Here is a 16,047-nt window from a genome sequence, read left to right on the forward strand (position 1 = left end):
CTTACGCACACTCAACTGCACTCAACACGCAACAGTTCGCACCCTAGGGTGCCGCCGATCTGTGCACAGCGCCGGGTTGGTCCACAACCCGGCGCTGACGGGCTGCTTTTTTGGCCGGTGCGGCGGTTGGCGCTTATACGGTTGGCGCATGCGACCAGAACTGCCCGTCGAGCGGCTACACCGACGGCTCGGCGCCCAGCCGGATGCTGAGATGCGTGCGCTTGCGGATCCGCCGCAGGAGAGCGCCGCGGACGATGACCCCGACTCGTTGCTGCCGCGGTGGCTGCCCGAGGCAGACTCGAGCCCGGGCTGGCTCGCCAAGGTCCGCGCCGATCCCGGCCGCGCGGGTGTTATCGCCTTGGCGGGGGTTGCCGCTCTCGCGGTGCTGGTCACCGTGTTCACGGTGGTGCGCCAGCGGCCCGCACCGGTCGCCTCGGCCAAGCTTCCTCCCGTGGACATGGTCTCGTCGGCGACCCGCGGTCCGGCCGCGAGCCCGTCGGCCCGCCCCGACCAGCCCGTGGTGGTCAGCGTGGTCGGCCTGGTGCGCAAACCCGGGCTGGTCACGTTGGCGCCCGGTTCGCGGATCGCCGACGCGCTCGCCGCAGCCGGCGGCACCATCGACGGTGCCGACACCGTCGGGCTGAACATGGCCCGCCAGCTCGGTGACGGCGAGCAGATCGTGGTGGGGCTCGCCGCCGCCCCCGGGCAGCCGAAAGTGCTGGGCAGCTCGGTAACCGGGGGGTCGGCCACCGCCGGGACCCCGCCCGCGCCCGGACGGGCGGCGGGATCGCCCGCACCGAAGCCCGGTGAGGTGATCGACCTCAACACGGCCACGGTGCAGCAGCTGGACACCCTGCCCGGCGTCGGTCCGATCACCGCGGCCGCGATCGTGGCGTGGCGGGACGCCCACGGCAAGTTCACCAGTGTCGATCAGCTCGCCGACGTGGACGGCATCGGTCCGGGGCGCCTGGAAAAGCTGCGTCCGCACGTGCGTGTCTGAATCACCTGGCCCCGGGGACGTTACCCGTGTCCGACCCCGTGGGCGGCACTCCGGTACCCGCGCGCCTGGATGTGCGGCTGGTTCCTGCCGCGCTGACCGGCTGGGCAGTCACCGCGGCCGGGACCGTGTGGCCGGTGGGCTGGGCGGTCGCGGTGCTGGGTGTGCTGCTGGCCGGCGCCTGCGGCGTGCTGCTGTGGCGCGCGGACCGGCGGCGCCCGCGGATGCGGGCCGTCGGCGCGGGCCTGCTGGGCATCGGGGCCGTGGGTGCGGGCTTTGGGGTCGCGATCGCGCTGCGCACCGACGCGGTGCGGGATCACGCGGTCACCGCGGCGTTCGGAACCGTCGTCCGGGTGACAGTCACCCCGAGGGAAAACGCCGTCTCGGTGGGCGGCGGGCGGGTCGTGTTCCCGGCGACGCTGCAGCGTGTCGGCGCGCAGCAGATCTCCGGGCGGGTCGTGGTGTTCGCGCGCGCACTGGATTTCGGTGAGCTCATGGCGGGCCGGCCCGCGGAATTCCGGGCCCGGATAACCCCCCCGGCCCGCCATGACCTGACGATCGCGGTGCTCAACGCGACGGGTGAGCCGACCTTCGGCCGCGCCGGAGCGGTGTCCCGGGCGGCGCACGCGGTCCGCGGCCGGTTTGCCGCGGCCGCCCGTGATGCGCTGCCGGCGGACCGGGCCGCGCTGCTGCCCGCCCTGGTCCTCGGTGACACCTCGGCGGTCACCGCCGTGACCCGGCGCGAATTCCGGGTCGCGGGTCTTACGCATTTGACCGCGGTATCGGGGGCCAACGTCACGATCGTGTGCGGGGCGGCGCTGTTTTCGGCCCGGTGGCTCGGACCGCGCGCGGCCGTGGGGCTGGCCGCGGCGGCGTTGACGGTTTTCGTCGTCGTCGTGCAGCCGACGGCCAGCGTTCTGCGGGCCGCCGTGATGGGCGCCATCGCGCTGCTGGGGGTGGTGTCGTCGCGGCGCCGGCAGGCTGTTCCGGCGCTGTCCGCCACGGTGTTGGGGCTGCTGGCGGTGGCGCCCCAGTTGGCCGTCGACGTCGGCTTCGCGCTTTCGGTGGTGGCGACGGCCGCGCTGGTCGTCATCGCTCCGATCTGGTCTCGGCGGCTGGTGGCACACGGCTGGCCCAAGCCACTGGCCGATGCGCTGGCTATCGCGTGGGCGGCGCAGCTGGTGACCGCGCCCCTGGTCGCCGGGATCTCCGGACGACTCAGCCTGGTGGCCGCCGCCGCCAACCTGGCGGCGGCGACGGTGATCGCTCCGATCACCGTGTTGGGCAGCGCAGCGGCGGCGCTGTGCGTATGCTGGCCCGTGGGCGCGCATCTGCTGATCCGTTTCACCGGTCCCGAACTGTGGTGGGTGTCGGCCGTCGCGCACTGGTCGGCAAGCGTGCCCGCGGCCAGCGTGCCCGTTCCCTCGGGCCCGCCCGGTGTCTTTGGGGTGGGCTCGGCCGCCGCGCTGATCGTTGCGTTGTGGCGGTGGCGATGGTGTCGGGCGGTGACGGGCTGGGTCGTGGTGGTGGGCCTGGCGTGCGTGGTGTCCTGGTCGCTGTCGGGGCTGCTGGCGCCGACGAGCGGATCCTTTTAATCGATCGGTCGATCGCCCGTGACACCATCGTGAGATGAGCCACGAGGTTTCGCCGCTGCACGTGGTCCTCGGCGAGGAGGAATTGCTGGTGGAGCGCGCCGTGACGGGCGTGCTGGCGGCCGCGCGGCGACACGCCGGCACCGACGCCGTGCCGGTGAGCCGGGTGCGGGCCGGCGAGGTGGACACCTATGAGCTCGCCGAACTGTTGAGCGGGTCATTGTTTGCCGATGAGCGGGTCGTCGTCCTGGAAGCAGCCGAGGAGGCGGGCAAGGACGCGGCGAAGTTGATCGTCTCGGCGGCCGCGGAGATCCCGCCCGGCACCGTGCTGGTGGTGCTGCACTCGGGAAGCGGGCGCGCCAAAGCGCTGGTCGACGAGTTGCGCGCGCTCGGCGCCCGGGTGCATCGGTGTGCGCGGATCGGCAAGGCCAGTGAACGCGCGGAATTCGTCCGCGGGGAGTTCCGGTCGCTGGGGGTGCGGGTCGATGAGGACACCGTGACGGCGCTGCTGGACGCCGTCGGCTCCGACGTGCGTGAACTGGCCTCGGCCTGCTCCCAATTGGCCGCCGATACCGCCGGCCACGTCGACGTGACCGCGGTGCGCCGCTATCACAGCGGCAAGGCGGAGGTCAAAGGGTTCGACATCGCCGACAAGGCGGTGGTCGGTGACGTCGAGGGAGCCACGGAAGCGCTGCGGTGGGCGATGATGCGCGGCGAACCGCGCGTCGTCCTGGCCGACGCGCTCGCCGAGGCGGTGCACGCCATCGGCCGGGTGGGCCCGCTGTCCGGCGATCCCCACCGGCTGGCGGCCGAGCTCGGGATGCCGCCCTGGCGGGTGCAGAAAGTCCAGCGGCAGGCCCGGCGCTGGTCGCGCGACTCGGTGGCGACCGCGATGAGGGTGGTGGCGACGCTCAACGCCGACGTCAAGGGGGCGGCGGTCGACGCCGACTACGCGCTGGAAGCCGCGGTCCGGAAGGTCGCCGAGCTGGCGGCCGGTCCCCGGCGCTGAAGGGGCGAAAGGGGCACGCGACCGGGCGATGGCGTCTCAGAGCTTGTTGAACGCCCGCGCCAGCGCCGACTTTTTGTTGGCCGCTTGGTTTTTGTGGATCACACCCTTGCTGGCCGCCTTGTCCAGTTTGCGGCTGGCCGCCACCAGCAACTCCGCGGCCTTCTCCTTCTCGCCGGCGCCGGCGGCTTCGCGGAACTTCCGGATGGCCGTACGAACCGACGACTTCACCGACTTGTTGCGCAGCCGCCGGCGCTCGTTGGTCCGGTTGCGCTTGATCTGCGACTTGACGTTGGCCACGCGTTTAGTTTCCTTCGTCGATCCGGTGTTGGTTGGGTGGTGTCCCCGACGGGTGCACAGCCGGTTCCCTCGGCGTGCGACACCGAGCGGCGACTGCCCAGGTTAGCAGTGCGTTACGTTTTTTCTCAAAGCACACCGTACTGGCCTGCGGAAATGGCGCATGGGGCAGCATATGACGGTGGCCGCTGGAACCCTGTGCGTCGAGACTGGCGGGCGGTCGCGCACCGGGCCCGGGCGCTACGAGCGCATCTTCGACGGGTACCACCGGCCGGGCCCGTACGCCGCCGCCTTCGATGAGATGTTCGACGCGCAGGGCAACGTCCGCGGCCCGTATAAAGGCATTTACGCCGAGCTTGCGCCGTCGGAGGTATCCGAACTGGAGGCCCGGGCCGAGGCGCTGGGCCGTGCCTTCATCGACCAGGGCATCACGTTCTCGCTCTCCGGCCAGGAGCGGCCGTTTCCGCTCGACCTGGTGCCCCGGGTCCTCTCGGCCGCGGAGTGGAGCCGGCTGGAGCGCGGCATCACCCAGCGTGTCAGGGCCCTGGAGTGCTTCCTCGGCGACATCTACGGCGAGCAGGAAATTCTGCGCGACGGCGTGATTCCACGCCGGTTGGTGACCTCCTGCGAACATTTCTACCGGCAGGCCGCGGGCATCGTTCCACCCAACGGGGTGCGCATCCACGTCGCCGGCATCGACCTGATCCGCGACGAGCGGGGCAACTTCCGGGTGCTGGAGGATAACCTGCGGTCCCCGTCGGGGGTGTCTTATGTGATGGAGAACCGGCGCACCATGGCCCGGGTCTTTCCGAACCTGTTCGCCACCCATCGGGTGCGTGCCGTCGACGACTACTCGGCGCACCTGCTGCGGGCGTTGCGCAACTCCGCGGCCACCAACGAGGCCGACCCGACGGTGGTGGTCCTCACCCCGGGGGTGGCCAATTCGGCGTATTTCGAGCATTCGCTGCTGGCCCGCCAGATGGGTGTGGAGTTGGTCGAGGGCCGTGATCTGTTCTGCCGGGACAACCAGGTGTACATGCGCACCACCGAGGGGGAACGCCAGGTCGATGTCATCTACCGGCGCATCGACGACGCTTTTCTGGACCCGCTGCAGTTTCGTGCGGAGTCGGTGCTCGGGGTGGCCGGCCTGCTCAACGCCGCCCGCGCGGGAAACGTCGTCATCTCCAATGCCGTCGGCAACGGCGTCGGGGATGACAAGCTCGTCTACACCTACGTGCCGATCATCATCGAGTACTACCTCGGCGAGAAGCCGCTGCTGGCCAACGTGGAGACCCTGCGGTGCTGGCTGGACGACGAACGTGCAGAAGTGCTCGACCGGATCGGCGAACTGGTGATCAAACCGGTTGAGGGATCCGGCGGGTACGGCATCGTGTTCGGACCGGATGCCTCCGAAAAAGAACTCGCCGCCGTCAGCAAACGCATCCGCGACGCTCCGCGACGGTGGATCGCGCAACCGATCATGCAGCTATCCACCGTGCCCACCCGCGTTGGAAACACCCTGGCGCCGCGCTACGTCGATTTGCGGCCCTTCGCGGTCAACGACGGCGAGCAGGTATGGGTGCTGCCGGGCGGCCTGACCCGGGTGGCGCTGGCGGAAGGATCGCGAGTCGTCAACTCCAGTCAGGGTGGCGGCTCCAAGGACACCTGGGTGCTGGCGTCACGCGCTTCGGCGGTCGACCGGGAGCTGGGCGCCGCCGAGATCGTGCGGTCGCTGCCTAAACCGGTGCCGGCCGGCGAATCCGGGAACGGTTCCGCGCAGCAACCACAGCAGCAGCAACAGGCGGTTCTGCGCTGATGTTGGCCCGCAACGCGGAGGCGCTGTATTGGATCGGTCGTTACGTGGAGCGCGCCGATGACACCGCCCGCATTCTCGACGTGGGCGTGCACCAGTTGCTCGAAGACTCCAGCGTGGATCCCGACCACGCCTCCCGGGTCCTGCTGCACGTGCTGGGTATCGAGCCGCCCGAGCGCGAGCTGGATGTCTGGTCGCTGACCGAGCTGGTGGCCTTCAGCCGCGGGGCGCGGGGTGGCTGCTCCATCGTTGACGCGATCTCGGCTGCACGTGAAAATGCAAGATCGGCAAGGGAAGTGACCTCTACTGAGATCTGGGAGTGCCTCAACACCACCTACAACGCCCTCCCCGAACGCGAGCGGGCCGCCAAACGCTTCGGGCCGCACGACTTTTTGACGTTCATCGAGGGCCGGGCCGCGATGTTCGCCGGCCTGGCGGACTCGACGCTATCGCGTGACGACGGCTACCGTTTCATGGTGCTGGGCCGCGCGATCGAGCGTGTCGATATGACGGTGCGGCTGTTGTTGTCGAGGGTCGGCGACAGCGCGTCCTCGCCGGCATGGGTGACGGTGTTGCGTTCCGCCGGCGCGCATGACACCTACCTGCGTACCTACCGCGGGGTGCTGGACGCCAATCGGGTGGTGGAGTTCATGCTGCTGGACCGGTTGTTCCCGCGCTCGATCTTCTACTCGCTGAAGGTGGCCGAGCATAACCTCGACGAATTGCAACATCACCCGCACAGCCGGGTCGGCGCGACCGCGGAAGCGCAGCGACTGCTGGGCCGAGCGCGCAGCGAACTGGAATTCCTGCAGCCCGGGGCGCTGCTCGAGTCCCTGGAAACCCGGTTGGCCGGCTTGCAAAAAGCCTGTCGTGATGTGGGAGACGCCTTGGCGGTACAGTACTTTCACGCTGCGCCGTGGGTGGCGTGGTCGGGCGCTGGTCACAACGGCACGTCGGCCGTCAAACCGGAAAAGCCGTGATGTGGCGGATGCGGGTGGTGCATTCCACCGGATATGCCTACAAATCGGCGGTGACGGCTTCCTTTAACGAGGCTCGGCTGACGCCGCAGTCGGATTCGCGCCAAAACGTCATTCTCAACCGTGTCGAGACGCTGCCGGCCACCCGAACCCACCGTTACATCGATTACTGGGGGACCGCGGTTACCGCTTTCGACTTGCACGCCCCGCACACCCAACTGGAGGTGACGTCGTCATCGGTTGTCGAGACCGACCGGCCGGAGCCGCCGGCGGCGACGGTGACCTGGACGGATCTGCAGGACGAGGCGGTACTCGATCGCTTTTACGAAGTGCTCGTCGCAACGGCTTACGCCCCGATCAACAAACGCATCGCCGCGGTGGGCCGGCGCCTCGCCCGATCCCATGAGCCGGCCGAAGCCGTCACCGCCGCGGCGCAGTGGGTGCGTGATGAACTCGAGTACGATCCGGGTTGTACCGGCGTGCATTCATCGGGCCTGGATGCACTGCGTGAAGGCAAGGGTGTCTGCCAGGACTTCGCCCACCTGTCACTGATGGTGTTGCGCAGCATGGGAATTCCCGGGCGGTACGTGTCGGGGTACCTGCATCCGGAACGCGACGCGGCAATCGGGAAGACCGTCGACGGGCAGACCCACGCGTGGGTCCGAGTGTGGACCGGCGCCTGGTGGGACTACGACCCCACCAATGACGCCGAAATCAACGAGCAATACGTCAGTGTGGGCAGCGGCCGAGACTACGCTGATGTGCCCCCGCTGAAGGGGATCTATTCCGGGGAGGGATCGAGCGACCTCGACGTGGTCGTGGAGATCACTCGGCTGGCTTAGCCGCCGCTTGTGAGGGAGAGGCGGGCAATCGGGCCAAAGTGCGGTAACCAGGGTGAACATGTGGCCTCAGACCCTGCTGGGCCGCCACCGTGGCGAGCAGGTCGCGCAGTGTGTCGCGCTGCTCGGCGTCGAGTCCCGCGGTGAGCCGGCGCTCATGGTGGCGGGCAAGCTCGGAAACCTTGCGCAGCAGCTTTTTCCCGGCCGCGGTGAGGTATAGGGCGTGCAGTCGGCGATCGTCGGGGTTGCGCCGTCGCTCGACGTAGCCGCGTTCCTCGAGCTCGTCGACATAGGCGACCATCCGGCTGGGCAGCATGCCCAACTGCATGCTGAGGGCCTGTTGGCTGCTGCCGGGCTCGGCGGCAATGACACGCAGGATTCCCGCGTGCGCCGGGGTCAGCTCAACCGTGGCCATCTGCTCGGCGAACAGCGTCGTGGCGTGATGACCGAGCTGAGCCAATAAAAAGGCCACGCCATCGCTGTGGTCGGCAGTCCGGGCTGAGGACACGCCCTACATCATAGCCCTGACAAATAATTCCTATTATGAATCGAATCATCTCTTGCAAGCGCCGCGATCCGAGGTATACCGTTCACTTTATGAACGATTTACTGACTGATAGAAATGGAAGCGCCCGCAGGCAAACAGGACCGCCGCTGGTGCTGCTCGCCGCGATCTGCCTGGCGCTGCTCTTCGGAGGCGTGGGCATCGGGGTCGGACTGGGCGGCGTGATGCCTTTGCCCTATGGACCTGTTTCCGCGGTCCAGGGCTATGTCCGCGCCCAGCCGGCGGCGGTGCACGTGATCGCGGTGGCGGTGTTTGCGGCGTCGGTGCCGTTGGCGATCTACGCAGCGACGGCCAGCTCCCGGTTGCGACGGCTGGGGGTGACCGCGCCCGGGGCGACGATTGCGCTGGTCGGCGGCACCCTGGCGGCCGGCGCGTTGGGTCTGGCAGGGTTGGTGGCCTGGACGCTCTCGCGCCCCGAAGTCAGCGCCGACACCGCGCTGGTTGGCGCCGTCTACCTGCTGGTCTTTCTGGTTGGCGGCCCGGGTCACATCGTGCCCCTCGGTCTGCTGGTGGCCGGGATGGCGGTGCCCGGCCTGATCCTGGGGTTACTGCCCAGACCGCTGGCCTGGGTCGGGCTGGCGACTGCCGCCCTCGCCGAATTGACGACGCTGGTGCTGGTCTGGCCGGGACTGGGGCCGATCCTGCCGATCGCCCGGATTGTGGCGTTGCTGTGGTTGCTGGTGGCCGGGGCATTATTGCCCCTGCGTCGCACGGACATTTGGAAGGGGCGCCGGTCCGGAGATGCGGTCGGGCCGCTAATGAGCGCGGCTGCAAACGGTGGCCCCGAGGCTGATCCCGGCGACCCGATGGCCGGATAAGCTAAAACCGCTGGGACGCTGCCCGAATTGGCGTAGCCTGTCTTGAGCGGATCACTACCGGCGGGAGGCCTCGATGCGGATCGCGGACGTGTTGCGGAACAAGGGTGCGGCGGTGGTCACGATCAACCCCGACGCCACGGTCAGGGAACTGCTCGCCGGCCTCGCCGAGCACAATATCGGCGCCATGGTGGTGGTCGGATCCGAGGGCGTCGTCGGCATCGTGTCGGAGCGCGACGTGGTGCGCAAGCTGCACACCGACGGTGTCGCGGTGCTCGCCCGGCCGGTCGCCAAGATCATGACCCCCGTGCTGGTCACCTGCACCAAGGCCGACACGGTGGACAACCTCAGCGTGCTGATGACCGAACACCGGGTGCGCCACGTGCCGGTGATCGAAAACGGGCGGTTGGCCGGCATCGTCAGCATCGGCGATGTCGTCAAGACCCGGATGGAAGAGCTCGAGGCCGAGCAGCGCCAGTTGCAGTCCTACATCACCCAGGGTTAGACACCGGGGCGGGTTTGACTGCCGTGATTGCGCGGCGTTGTGCCGCACGCTCGCGGCAGCCCCGGTCGCGATTGTGCCGTCGCAACCGGGCCTGGATACGCTGGACGTGTCGTCGCTGGAGCACCGTACCAGGAGATTCCCATCAACAGTTTCGCCGACCAGACCTTCACCGCGCCGGCGCAGATCAGGAACTTCTGCATCATCGCCCACATCGATCACGGCAAATCCACCCTGGCGGACCGGATCCTGCAGCTCACCGGGGTGGTGGACGAGCGGTCGATGCGGGAGCAGTACCTGGACCGGATGGACATCGAGCGGGAACGCGGAATCACCATCAAGGCGCAGAACGTGCGCTTGCCCTGGCGGGTGACCGGCGGCCCCGACGCCGGAAAAGAGTATGTGCTGCATCTGATCGACACCCCCGGCCACGTTGACTTCAGCTACGAGGTTTCTCGCGCCCTGGCCGCCTGCGAGGGGGCGGTGCTGCTGGTGGACGCGGCGCAGGGTATCGAGGCGCAGACGCTGGCCAACCTGTATCTGGCGCTGGACCGCGACCTGGTGATCATCCCGGTGCTGAACAAGATCGATCTGCCCGCCGCCGACCCCGACCGCTATGCCGCGGAGATCGCCCACATCATGGGCTGCCAACCCGACGAGGTGCTGCGGGTATCCGGCAAGACCGGCGTGGGCGTGGCCGAACTGCTCGACGAGGTCGTCAAGCGGGTGCCGGCGCCGACAGGCGATCCGGACGCCCCGACACGCGCGATGATCTTCGACTCCGTCTACGACACCTATCGGGGGGTGGTGACCTACGTGCGCGTCGTGGACGGCAGGATCACCCCCCGGGAGCGGATCGCCATGATGTCCACCGGTGCCACCCATGAGCTGCTGGAGGTGGGCGTCGTCTCGCCGGAACCGAAGCCCACCGCCGGCCTGGGCGTCGGGGAGGTCGGCTACCTGATCACCGGGGTGAAAGACGTCCGCCAATCCAAGGTCGGCGACACGGTGACGACCGCGCGCCATGGCGCCACCCGGCCGTTGACCGGTTACCGCGAGCCGAAGCCGATGGTGTATTCGGGGCTTTACCCGGTCGATGGGTCGGATTATCCGGCGTTGCGCGACGCGCTGGACCGGCTGCGGCTCAACGACGCGGCACTGACCTATGAGCCAGAGAACTCCGTGGCACTGGGATTCGGCTTTCGCTGTGGTTTTCTGGGATTGCTGCACATGGAGATCACCCGCGAGCGGCTGGAGCGTGAATTCGGGCTCGATCTGATCTCCACCGCACCCAACGTGGTCTACCGGGTGGTGCTCGACGACGGGACCGAGACTCTCGTGACGAATCCCTCGGACTGGCCGTCGGGCAGAAAGATCCGCGCCGTATACGAGCCCATTGTCAAGACCACCATCATCGCGCCCAGCGAGTTCATCGGCACCATCATGGAACTTTGCCAGTCCCGCCGCGGCGAACTCAGCGGCATGGACTACCTGTCCCCCGAACGCGTCGAGCTGCGTTACACGATGCCGTTGGGGGAGATCATCTTCGACTTCTTCGACGTGCTGAAGTCACGCACCCGCGGTTATGCCAGCCTGGACTACGAGGAGGCCGGCGAGCAGGAAGCCGCGCTGGTCAAGGTGGACATCTTGTTGCAGGGCGAGCCCGTCGACGCGTTCAGCGCGATCGTGCATAAAGATGCCGCACAAGCCTACGGCAGCAAGATGACCAGCAATCTCAAAGAACTCATTCCGCGCCAGCAGTTCGAGGTGGCCGTACAGGCCGCGATCGGCTCGAAGATCATTGCCCGCGAGAACATCCGGGCGTTGCGCAAGGATGTGCTGTCAAAATGTTACGGTGGCGACATCACCCGCAAACGCAAGCTGTTGGAAAAGCAGAGGGAAGGCAAGAAACGCATGAAGACCATCGGTCGGGTGGACGTGCCGCAGGAAGCCTTCGTCGCCGCGCTGTCCGCCGACACCGATAAAACGAGCAAGAAGTGATCGGCTACACCTGCTTGTTGGCGATGAGTTCGCCGGTCACCGCGTTGACCGTGACTTTGTGCTCGACGATGTAGGTGTCCCACACATCGGCTTCCCACACGGTGACCCCGTTGTTTTGGCCGAGCTTCAAGTCGGTGATGGAGCCGTCGTGCACCGCGGCCAGCATCTTGCCTACCGCCGCACGGTAGTCCAGACGCGCGGCCTGCACCCGGGCACGGATTTTGGCTTTGTCGGTGTCGCTTTCCTTCCTCGGGGTGGGCCCGACCATCACGGTGACACCGTCAGACGAGACGTCCATCGACTCATCCGTCCCGTCCGTGGTGGCCACCTGAACCTTCCAGGCTCCGCTCTGTTCGGATCTGATCGAGATCAGGGTGCCGCCGGGAACCTGCTTGACCGCGGCGGCACCGGCGCGCAGCAGCACCTGCGGATCCGGTGGGGAAGCCGGGCGCGACCAGGTCGCGGTTTTCGTGGTCGTTGTCGCCGATGTGGCACCGGGGTTACCGCTGTGACCACACCCGCACAGGCCTGCGATCGCCACGAAAATAACCACTCTGCAAAGCCGGGAGCGGCGTGTCAGAAAAGGCACCGGCGCATGGTACCGCACCCCGATGCCTCGATATTCCTCCTACCCTCATAGCCCAGGCGCGCCATGGCCGTCGGTGAGTTGCGGGGCACGTCAAGCAGTTTGGCCTCCTCGGAGGATGTCGTCGAGCCGGGGGTGATCAGCCCGCCGGACAACCGTTCGGCCACCGTCGGCAACGACACAGGGCGTCTTATCGCACGCCGCGGCCATCCGCGGCTTTTGACGCATGTTGGTTTCGCGCGCCGGGGAGAATAGGGTGGAGTCCGGTGGACGGGTTTTTGAGTTGGTGGGACAGCGTCGAGTTGTGGTTATCCGGGCTCGGTTTTGTGCTGCAGACCATTGTGGTGATGCCCGTGGTGCTGGGGCTGGCCTATGTCACCGCGGTCCTGCTGGACGGCCTGCTGGGTAAGGGCATCCGGCTGATGCGGCGGGCCCGCCGTGCCGGCGAGGAGCACTGATGCCCGGGATGCCGCGCTCGCGGGTGACGTTGGTGCTGGTCGTGCTGGTGGTGCTGGTGATCGCCACCTGGCTGGCAACGCGCTGACGCGCCGGAGTGAGTGCCACCGCGCGAAATGGCCGGGAACAAAGTTGCTCGACGTCTGTTCACGGGCTCGCGTTGGCGGCGTGCCGTCTCCCTGACCCTGATTGCAAACATGATCGGGGCGTGTCAGGCAGGCGCCGGCGACGTTGCCCACGGCGGCCCGGGTACCGCACCCGTCAGCATCACGCTGGTGACCTACCCTGCTGCAGAACCTGGGTGGAGCACGGTGATCCCCGCATTCAAGGCGTCCGAAGAGGGCAAGGACGTGCAGGTTGTCACTTCCTACGGAGCCTCCGCGGACCAGTCGCGCGCCGTTGCCGACGGTAAGCCGGCCGACGTCGTGAATCTTTCGGAACCGGACATCAGCCGTTTGATCAAGGCCGGCAAGGTTTCCAAAGACTGGGACAAAGACGCCACCGAGGGCCTGCCTTACTGGTCGGTGGTCACGTTGGTGGTGCGCAAGGGGAACCCGAAGAACATCCATGACTGGGATGACCTGTTGCGCCCCGGCGTGGAAGTCGTCACGTCCAGTCCGCTGAATTCCAGCCCGGCCAAGTGGAGCCTGCTCGCCCCGTATGCGGTCAAGAGCAATGGCGGCCGGGACATCCAAGCGGGCCTTGAGTTCATCAGCAGGATGGTGAACGAGCACGTCAAACCGCGGCCCGGTGCTGCGCAGCAGGCTACCGACGTCTTTGTCCGGGGCGGTGGCGACGTCCTGATCAGCTCCGAGAGCGAGGCCATCGACGTTGAGCGCCGGGGCAAGGCGATTGAGCACATCAATCCGCCACAGACGATCAGGATCGAAAATCCGCTGGCGGTGGTGATTACCAGCGCGCACCTGAAGGTCGCGACCGCCTTCAAAAACTTCCAGTACACCGCTGGGGCCCAGAAGCTATGGGCAGACGCCGGTTTCCGGCCGGTTGATCCGGCGGTCGCCGCCGGCGTCGGGACCCGGTTTCCGGAACCGGTCAAGCTATGGACTATCGCCGAGCTGGGTGGCTGGGATGCCGTCGAGCCGCAACTGTTCGACAAAAACACCGGTAGCATCACCAGGATTTACATGCGCGCCATCGGATAACCGTAATTTGCTGGGGCGCAAGCCCGAACCGGAAGCGGTGCGGGCTGCCAACAGCCCGCACCGGCGCCGGTTGTTAGACGAGAGTCAGCGGCTGATTACCAACCGAACGGGCCGAAGTTGACACTGCCGCTGGTGTTGTCGCTGGCACTGCCGCCGAGGGGGCCGAGGTTGACGTTACCGCCGGTGGTGCTGCCGGCACCGCCGCTGGCGGCACCCGGACCGAGGTTGCCGCCGCCGCTGGTGTTGTCGCTGGCACTGCCGCCGAGGGGGCCGAGGTTGACGTTACCGCCGGTGGTGCTGCCGGCACCGCCGCTGGCGGTGCCGGGGGCGTCCGGATCAGCACTGGCCACCCCGGCGCCGATGCCAGTCACACTCAGTGTGAGAGCCATAACCGCGGCAAGTGGCCACTTGTAAAGGTTCCCAGGCTTTTTCATTGGGATCTTCATCTCCTTCGGTTGAATCCGCACAGTATTTGAATTCAGCATCAAGTGTCTTGAGGCTATCCGCCATACCTGAGAGTTGCCTGTGACGGCCCTATGAACACGCTCCTCCTGCCGGAGGTAGATAAGAGAAGAAGGCCTTTCCCCAAAGATGGCTAACGCCATACCCGCACACACTCGCCCCCTCGCCGATGTCGTCAGCCGCGCTTAACGGTCCTCAACCGATGGACCCGATTGTATCGACGGTATTGCCGGCCTTGTCAAATACCCGCGTTGACTCATCCGAAATGCCCGCGTAGCCCCCTTCGTTGCCTCATTTGAGGATGCCCGCGTGCGGCGTGTCGTTCGAACGTGTGATCGGGGTTGCGCTACCGCCGGAGGATGGGATTGACGATGGCAGAGCGCAAAGCCGTGACCAAGGCGATCGCGACCCGCTACAAGCGGGCGGACAAGGCCGGTAAAGCGAAGATCCTCGATGAGTTGTGCGCCACCACTGGGTGGCATCGTGATCATGCGCGCAAGGCGCTGCGGGGTGCTCTGCGGCCACGTGTGGTTCGTCGCCGGGCACCGCGACCACCGAAGTATGGGCCGAAAGTCATTGCAGCGCTGATCTTCTGTTGGGCGGTGCTGGGCATGCCGGCCGGCAAGCGGTTAGCTCCCATACTGGGCGAGCTGGTCGCGATCCTGCGCGGTTTCGGCGAGTTGGACATCGATGACGACACCGCGGCGCTGCTGGCGGGCATGTCGGCGGCCACCATCGACCGTCGCCTGGCCCGCGAGCGCAAAAAACACCAACTGAAGGGTCGCGGCCACACCAAGCCGGGGTCACTGCTCAAGTCGCAGATTCCGATCCGCACCTGGGCGGACTGGGATGATGCGGTGCCTGGGTTCGTCGAGATCGACCTGGTCGCCCACGACGGCGGCAACGCCGCTGGTGAGCACGCTTGGACGCTGACCGTCACCGACATCGCCACCGGCTGGACCGAGAACCGCAGCGTGCCCAACAAGGCCCGCAAATGGGTCCTGGAAGCCCTCGACGATATCGCGAAGATCATGCCGTTCCCGATCCTGGGTGTCGACAGCGACGGCGGATCGGAGTTCATCAATTACCACCTGCTCGCGTGGTGCGAGCAGCGCCAGATCACCTTCACCCGCTCGCGGCCCGGCAACAAAAACGACGGCTGCCACGTGGAGCAGAAGAACTGGGCGATCGTGCGCACCGTGGTGGGCTACCACCGCTACGATACACCGGCAGAACTGTTGCTGCTCAACAAGATCTGGGTATTGCAGTCACTGTTGACCAACTACTTCTACCCGCAGCAAAAACTCGTCTCCAAGGTGCGCACCGGTGCGAAAGTGTCGAAGAAATACGACCGAGCAACCACACCGCACCGCCGCGCCGAAGCCCACCCGAAGGTCTCTGCCCAGGACAAGGCGATCCTGGCCGACACCCACAACGGCCTCAACCCCGCAGCCATCCAGCGCCAGATCCAGGCCCTGACCGCCGAGCTACTCGCGATCACCACCAGCAAGGCCGGACCAGCCATGAAAGCCCCCGCCACGCGGGCACCCTCGGATGAGGCAACGAATCAAACCTCGCGGGCATCTTGACGTGAGGCAACAGGATACCTTCCCCGGCCGCTGGTGCGGCGAGGTGAGCGAGGTGAGCAAGGTGGGCAGGTCGGGCGGAGCGCCCAGTCCGATCCAGCCCGGGGCGTGCTGACGACTCGAAGCTGGGGTGAAAAAGTCAGGCCGTGTCGATCACCGGAGCAACGGCACCGACACGAGAAAATCTGTTCAGACCGCGGAGAGGTTGGGTGATGGAACTGGACTCTTGGGCAGGCGGCGCATCGGCCGACCCTCGGAAGTCAGCCGGAGGGCCACCCGGCCGGTCGTCTCCCGGCGGCTCCGATGAGGCGGACGGGACGGAGCCGATCACCACGGTCATCGGCTTGCACTCTCATGGATCCGGCGACGGCGGGCACAGCGTTTGGCGGC

General features: G+C 67.1%; 17 protein-coding genes. 12 read left to right on the plus strand and 5 right to left on the minus strand.

Features of this window, described 5'->3' with window-relative positions; genetic code table 11:
• Positions 1–148 precede the first annotated feature (148 nt).
• From QJR12_RS06940 to holA, 3 genes are all read left to right on the plus strand, one after another.
• Positions 149–1,000 (plus strand): ComEA family DNA-binding protein, encoded by an 852-nt coding sequence (locus tag QJR12_RS06940; RefSeq protein ID WP_300580116.1) that lies wholly within the window; start codon positions 149–151, stop codon positions 998–1,000.
• Positions 1,001–1,071: 71 nt separating this feature from the next.
• Positions 1,072–2,592, plus strand: coding sequence for a ComEC/Rec2 family competence protein (locus QJR12_RS06945; RefSeq protein WP_300580468.1), 1,521 nt, complete (start codon positions 1,072–1,074; stop codon positions 2,590–2,592).
• 34 nt (positions 2,593–2,626) lie between these two features.
• Complete coding sequence (gene holA, locus QJR12_RS06950; RefSeq protein WP_300580117.1) at positions 2,627–3,598, plus strand: DNA polymerase III subunit delta; 972 nt, start codon at positions 2,627–2,629, stop codon at positions 3,596–3,598.
• A 36-nt stretch (positions 3,599–3,634) separates the two neighbouring features.
• On the opposite strand, the gene rpsT is transcribed toward holA, so the two are convergent.
• Positions 3,635–3,895: a 30S ribosomal protein S20 gene (rpsT, locus tag QJR12_RS06955; protein WP_300580119.1), complete on the minus strand. Its 261-nt coding sequence runs from the start codon at positions 3,893–3,895 to the stop codon at positions 3,635–3,637.
• 178 nt (positions 3,896–4,073) lie between these two features.
• Between rpsT and QJR12_RS06960 the strand changes: the two genes are divergently transcribed.
• The 3 genes from QJR12_RS06960 to QJR12_RS06970 are packed head-to-tail and all read left to right on the plus strand — an operon-like array spanning position 4,074 to position 7,524.
• Positions 4,074–5,708 (plus strand): circularly permuted type 2 ATP-grasp protein, encoded by a 1,635-nt coding sequence (locus QJR12_RS06960; RefSeq protein WP_300580120.1) that lies wholly within the window; start codon positions 4,074–4,076, stop codon positions 5,706–5,708.
• Complete coding sequence (locus QJR12_RS06965; protein ID WP_300580122.1) at positions 5,708–6,685, plus strand: alpha-E domain-containing protein; 978 nt, start codon at positions 5,708–5,710, stop codon at positions 6,683–6,685. Before QJR12_RS06960 ends, QJR12_RS06965 begins: the two co-directional genes overlap by 1 nt.
• The gene (locus QJR12_RS06970; protein ID WP_300580471.1) at positions 6,685–7,524 is read left to right on the plus strand and encodes a transglutaminase family protein; all 840 of its coding nucleotides are present in this window, start codon (positions 6,685–6,687) and stop codon (positions 7,522–7,524) included. The genes QJR12_RS06965 and QJR12_RS06970 overlap by 1 nt, the downstream gene beginning before the upstream one ends.
• On the opposite strand, the gene QJR12_RS06975 is transcribed toward QJR12_RS06970, so the two are convergent.
• Positions 7,508–8,029, minus strand: a complete 522-nt coding sequence (locus QJR12_RS06975; protein WP_300580123.1) for a MarR family winged helix-turn-helix transcriptional regulator — start codon at positions 8,027–8,029, stop codon at positions 7,508–7,510. The two genes, QJR12_RS06970 and QJR12_RS06975, sit on opposite strands and share 17 nt — an antisense overlap.
• 89 nt (positions 8,030–8,118) lie before the next feature.
• Here QJR12_RS06975 and QJR12_RS06980 point away from each other — a divergent pair, with 89 nt between their 5' ends.
• The 3 genes from QJR12_RS06980 (at position 8,119) to lepA (ending at position 11,404) form a co-directional block, all read left to right on the plus strand.
• On the plus strand, positions 8,119–8,904 hold the full coding sequence (locus QJR12_RS06980) for a hypothetical protein (protein ID WP_300580125.1): 786 nt from the start codon (positions 8,119–8,121) through the stop codon (positions 8,902–8,904).
• Between the two features lie 73 nt (positions 8,905–8,977).
• Positions 8,978–9,406, plus strand: a complete 429-nt coding sequence (locus QJR12_RS06985) for a CBS domain-containing protein (RefSeq protein WP_300580126.1) — start codon at positions 8,978–8,980, stop codon at positions 9,404–9,406.
• 135 nt (positions 9,407–9,541) lie between these two features.
• Entirely contained in the window at positions 9,542–11,404 is a 1,863-nt protein-coding gene (gene lepA, locus QJR12_RS06990; protein WP_300580473.1) for a translation elongation factor 4, read from the plus strand.
• 4 nt (positions 11,405–11,408) lie between these two features.
• Here the strand turns inward: lepA and QJR12_RS06995 are convergent, their stop codons facing one another.
• Together QJR12_RS06995 and QJR12_RS07000 are read right to left on the minus strand one after the other, a co-directional pair.
• On the minus strand, positions 11,409–11,993 hold the full coding sequence (locus tag QJR12_RS06995; protein ID WP_300580127.1) for a metallopeptidase: 585 nt from the start codon (positions 11,991–11,993) through the stop codon (positions 11,409–11,411).
• Positions 11,981–12,172: a hypothetical protein gene (locus QJR12_RS07000; protein WP_300580128.1), complete on the minus strand. Its 192-nt coding sequence runs from the start codon at positions 12,170–12,172 to the stop codon at positions 11,981–11,983. The genes QJR12_RS06995 and QJR12_RS07000 overlap by 13 nt, the downstream gene beginning before the upstream one ends.
• Positions 12,173–12,256: 84 nt before the next feature.
• Here QJR12_RS07000 and QJR12_RS07005 point away from each other — a divergent pair, with 84 nt between their 5' ends.
• Positions 12,257–12,448 carry a hypothetical protein gene (locus tag QJR12_RS07005; protein ID WP_300580129.1) on the plus strand — a complete coding sequence of 64 codons (192 nt, stop codon included), beginning with the start codon at positions 12,257–12,259 and terminating at the stop codon, positions 12,446–12,448.
• Between the two features lie 195 nt (positions 12,449–12,643).
• Complete coding sequence (locus QJR12_RS07010) at positions 12,644–13,609, plus strand: extracellular solute-binding protein (RefSeq protein WP_300580131.1); 966 nt, start codon at positions 12,644–12,646, stop codon at positions 13,607–13,609.
• 95 nt (positions 13,610–13,704) lie between these two features.
• Here QJR12_RS07010 and QJR12_RS07015 read toward each other — a convergent pair whose 3' ends face one another.
• The gene (locus tag QJR12_RS07015; RefSeq protein WP_300580132.1) at positions 13,705–13,980 is read right to left on the minus strand and encodes a hypothetical protein; all 276 of its coding nucleotides are present in this window, start codon (positions 13,978–13,980) and stop codon (positions 13,705–13,707) included.
• A gap of 450 nt (positions 13,981–14,430) precedes the next feature.
• Here QJR12_RS07015 and QJR12_RS07020 point away from each other — a divergent pair, with 450 nt between their 5' ends.
• Positions 14,431–15,660: a transposase family protein gene (locus tag QJR12_RS07020; RefSeq protein ID WP_300580134.1), complete on the plus strand. Its 1,230-nt coding sequence runs from the start codon at positions 14,431–14,433 to the stop codon at positions 15,658–15,660.
• The last annotated feature ends 387 nt before the right edge of the window (positions 15,661–16,047 follow it).

It is taken from the genome of Mycobacterium sp., from assembly GCF_029961025.1.
Classification (GTDB): Bacteria; Actinomycetota; Actinomycetes; order Mycobacteriales; family Mycobacteriaceae; genus Mycobacterium.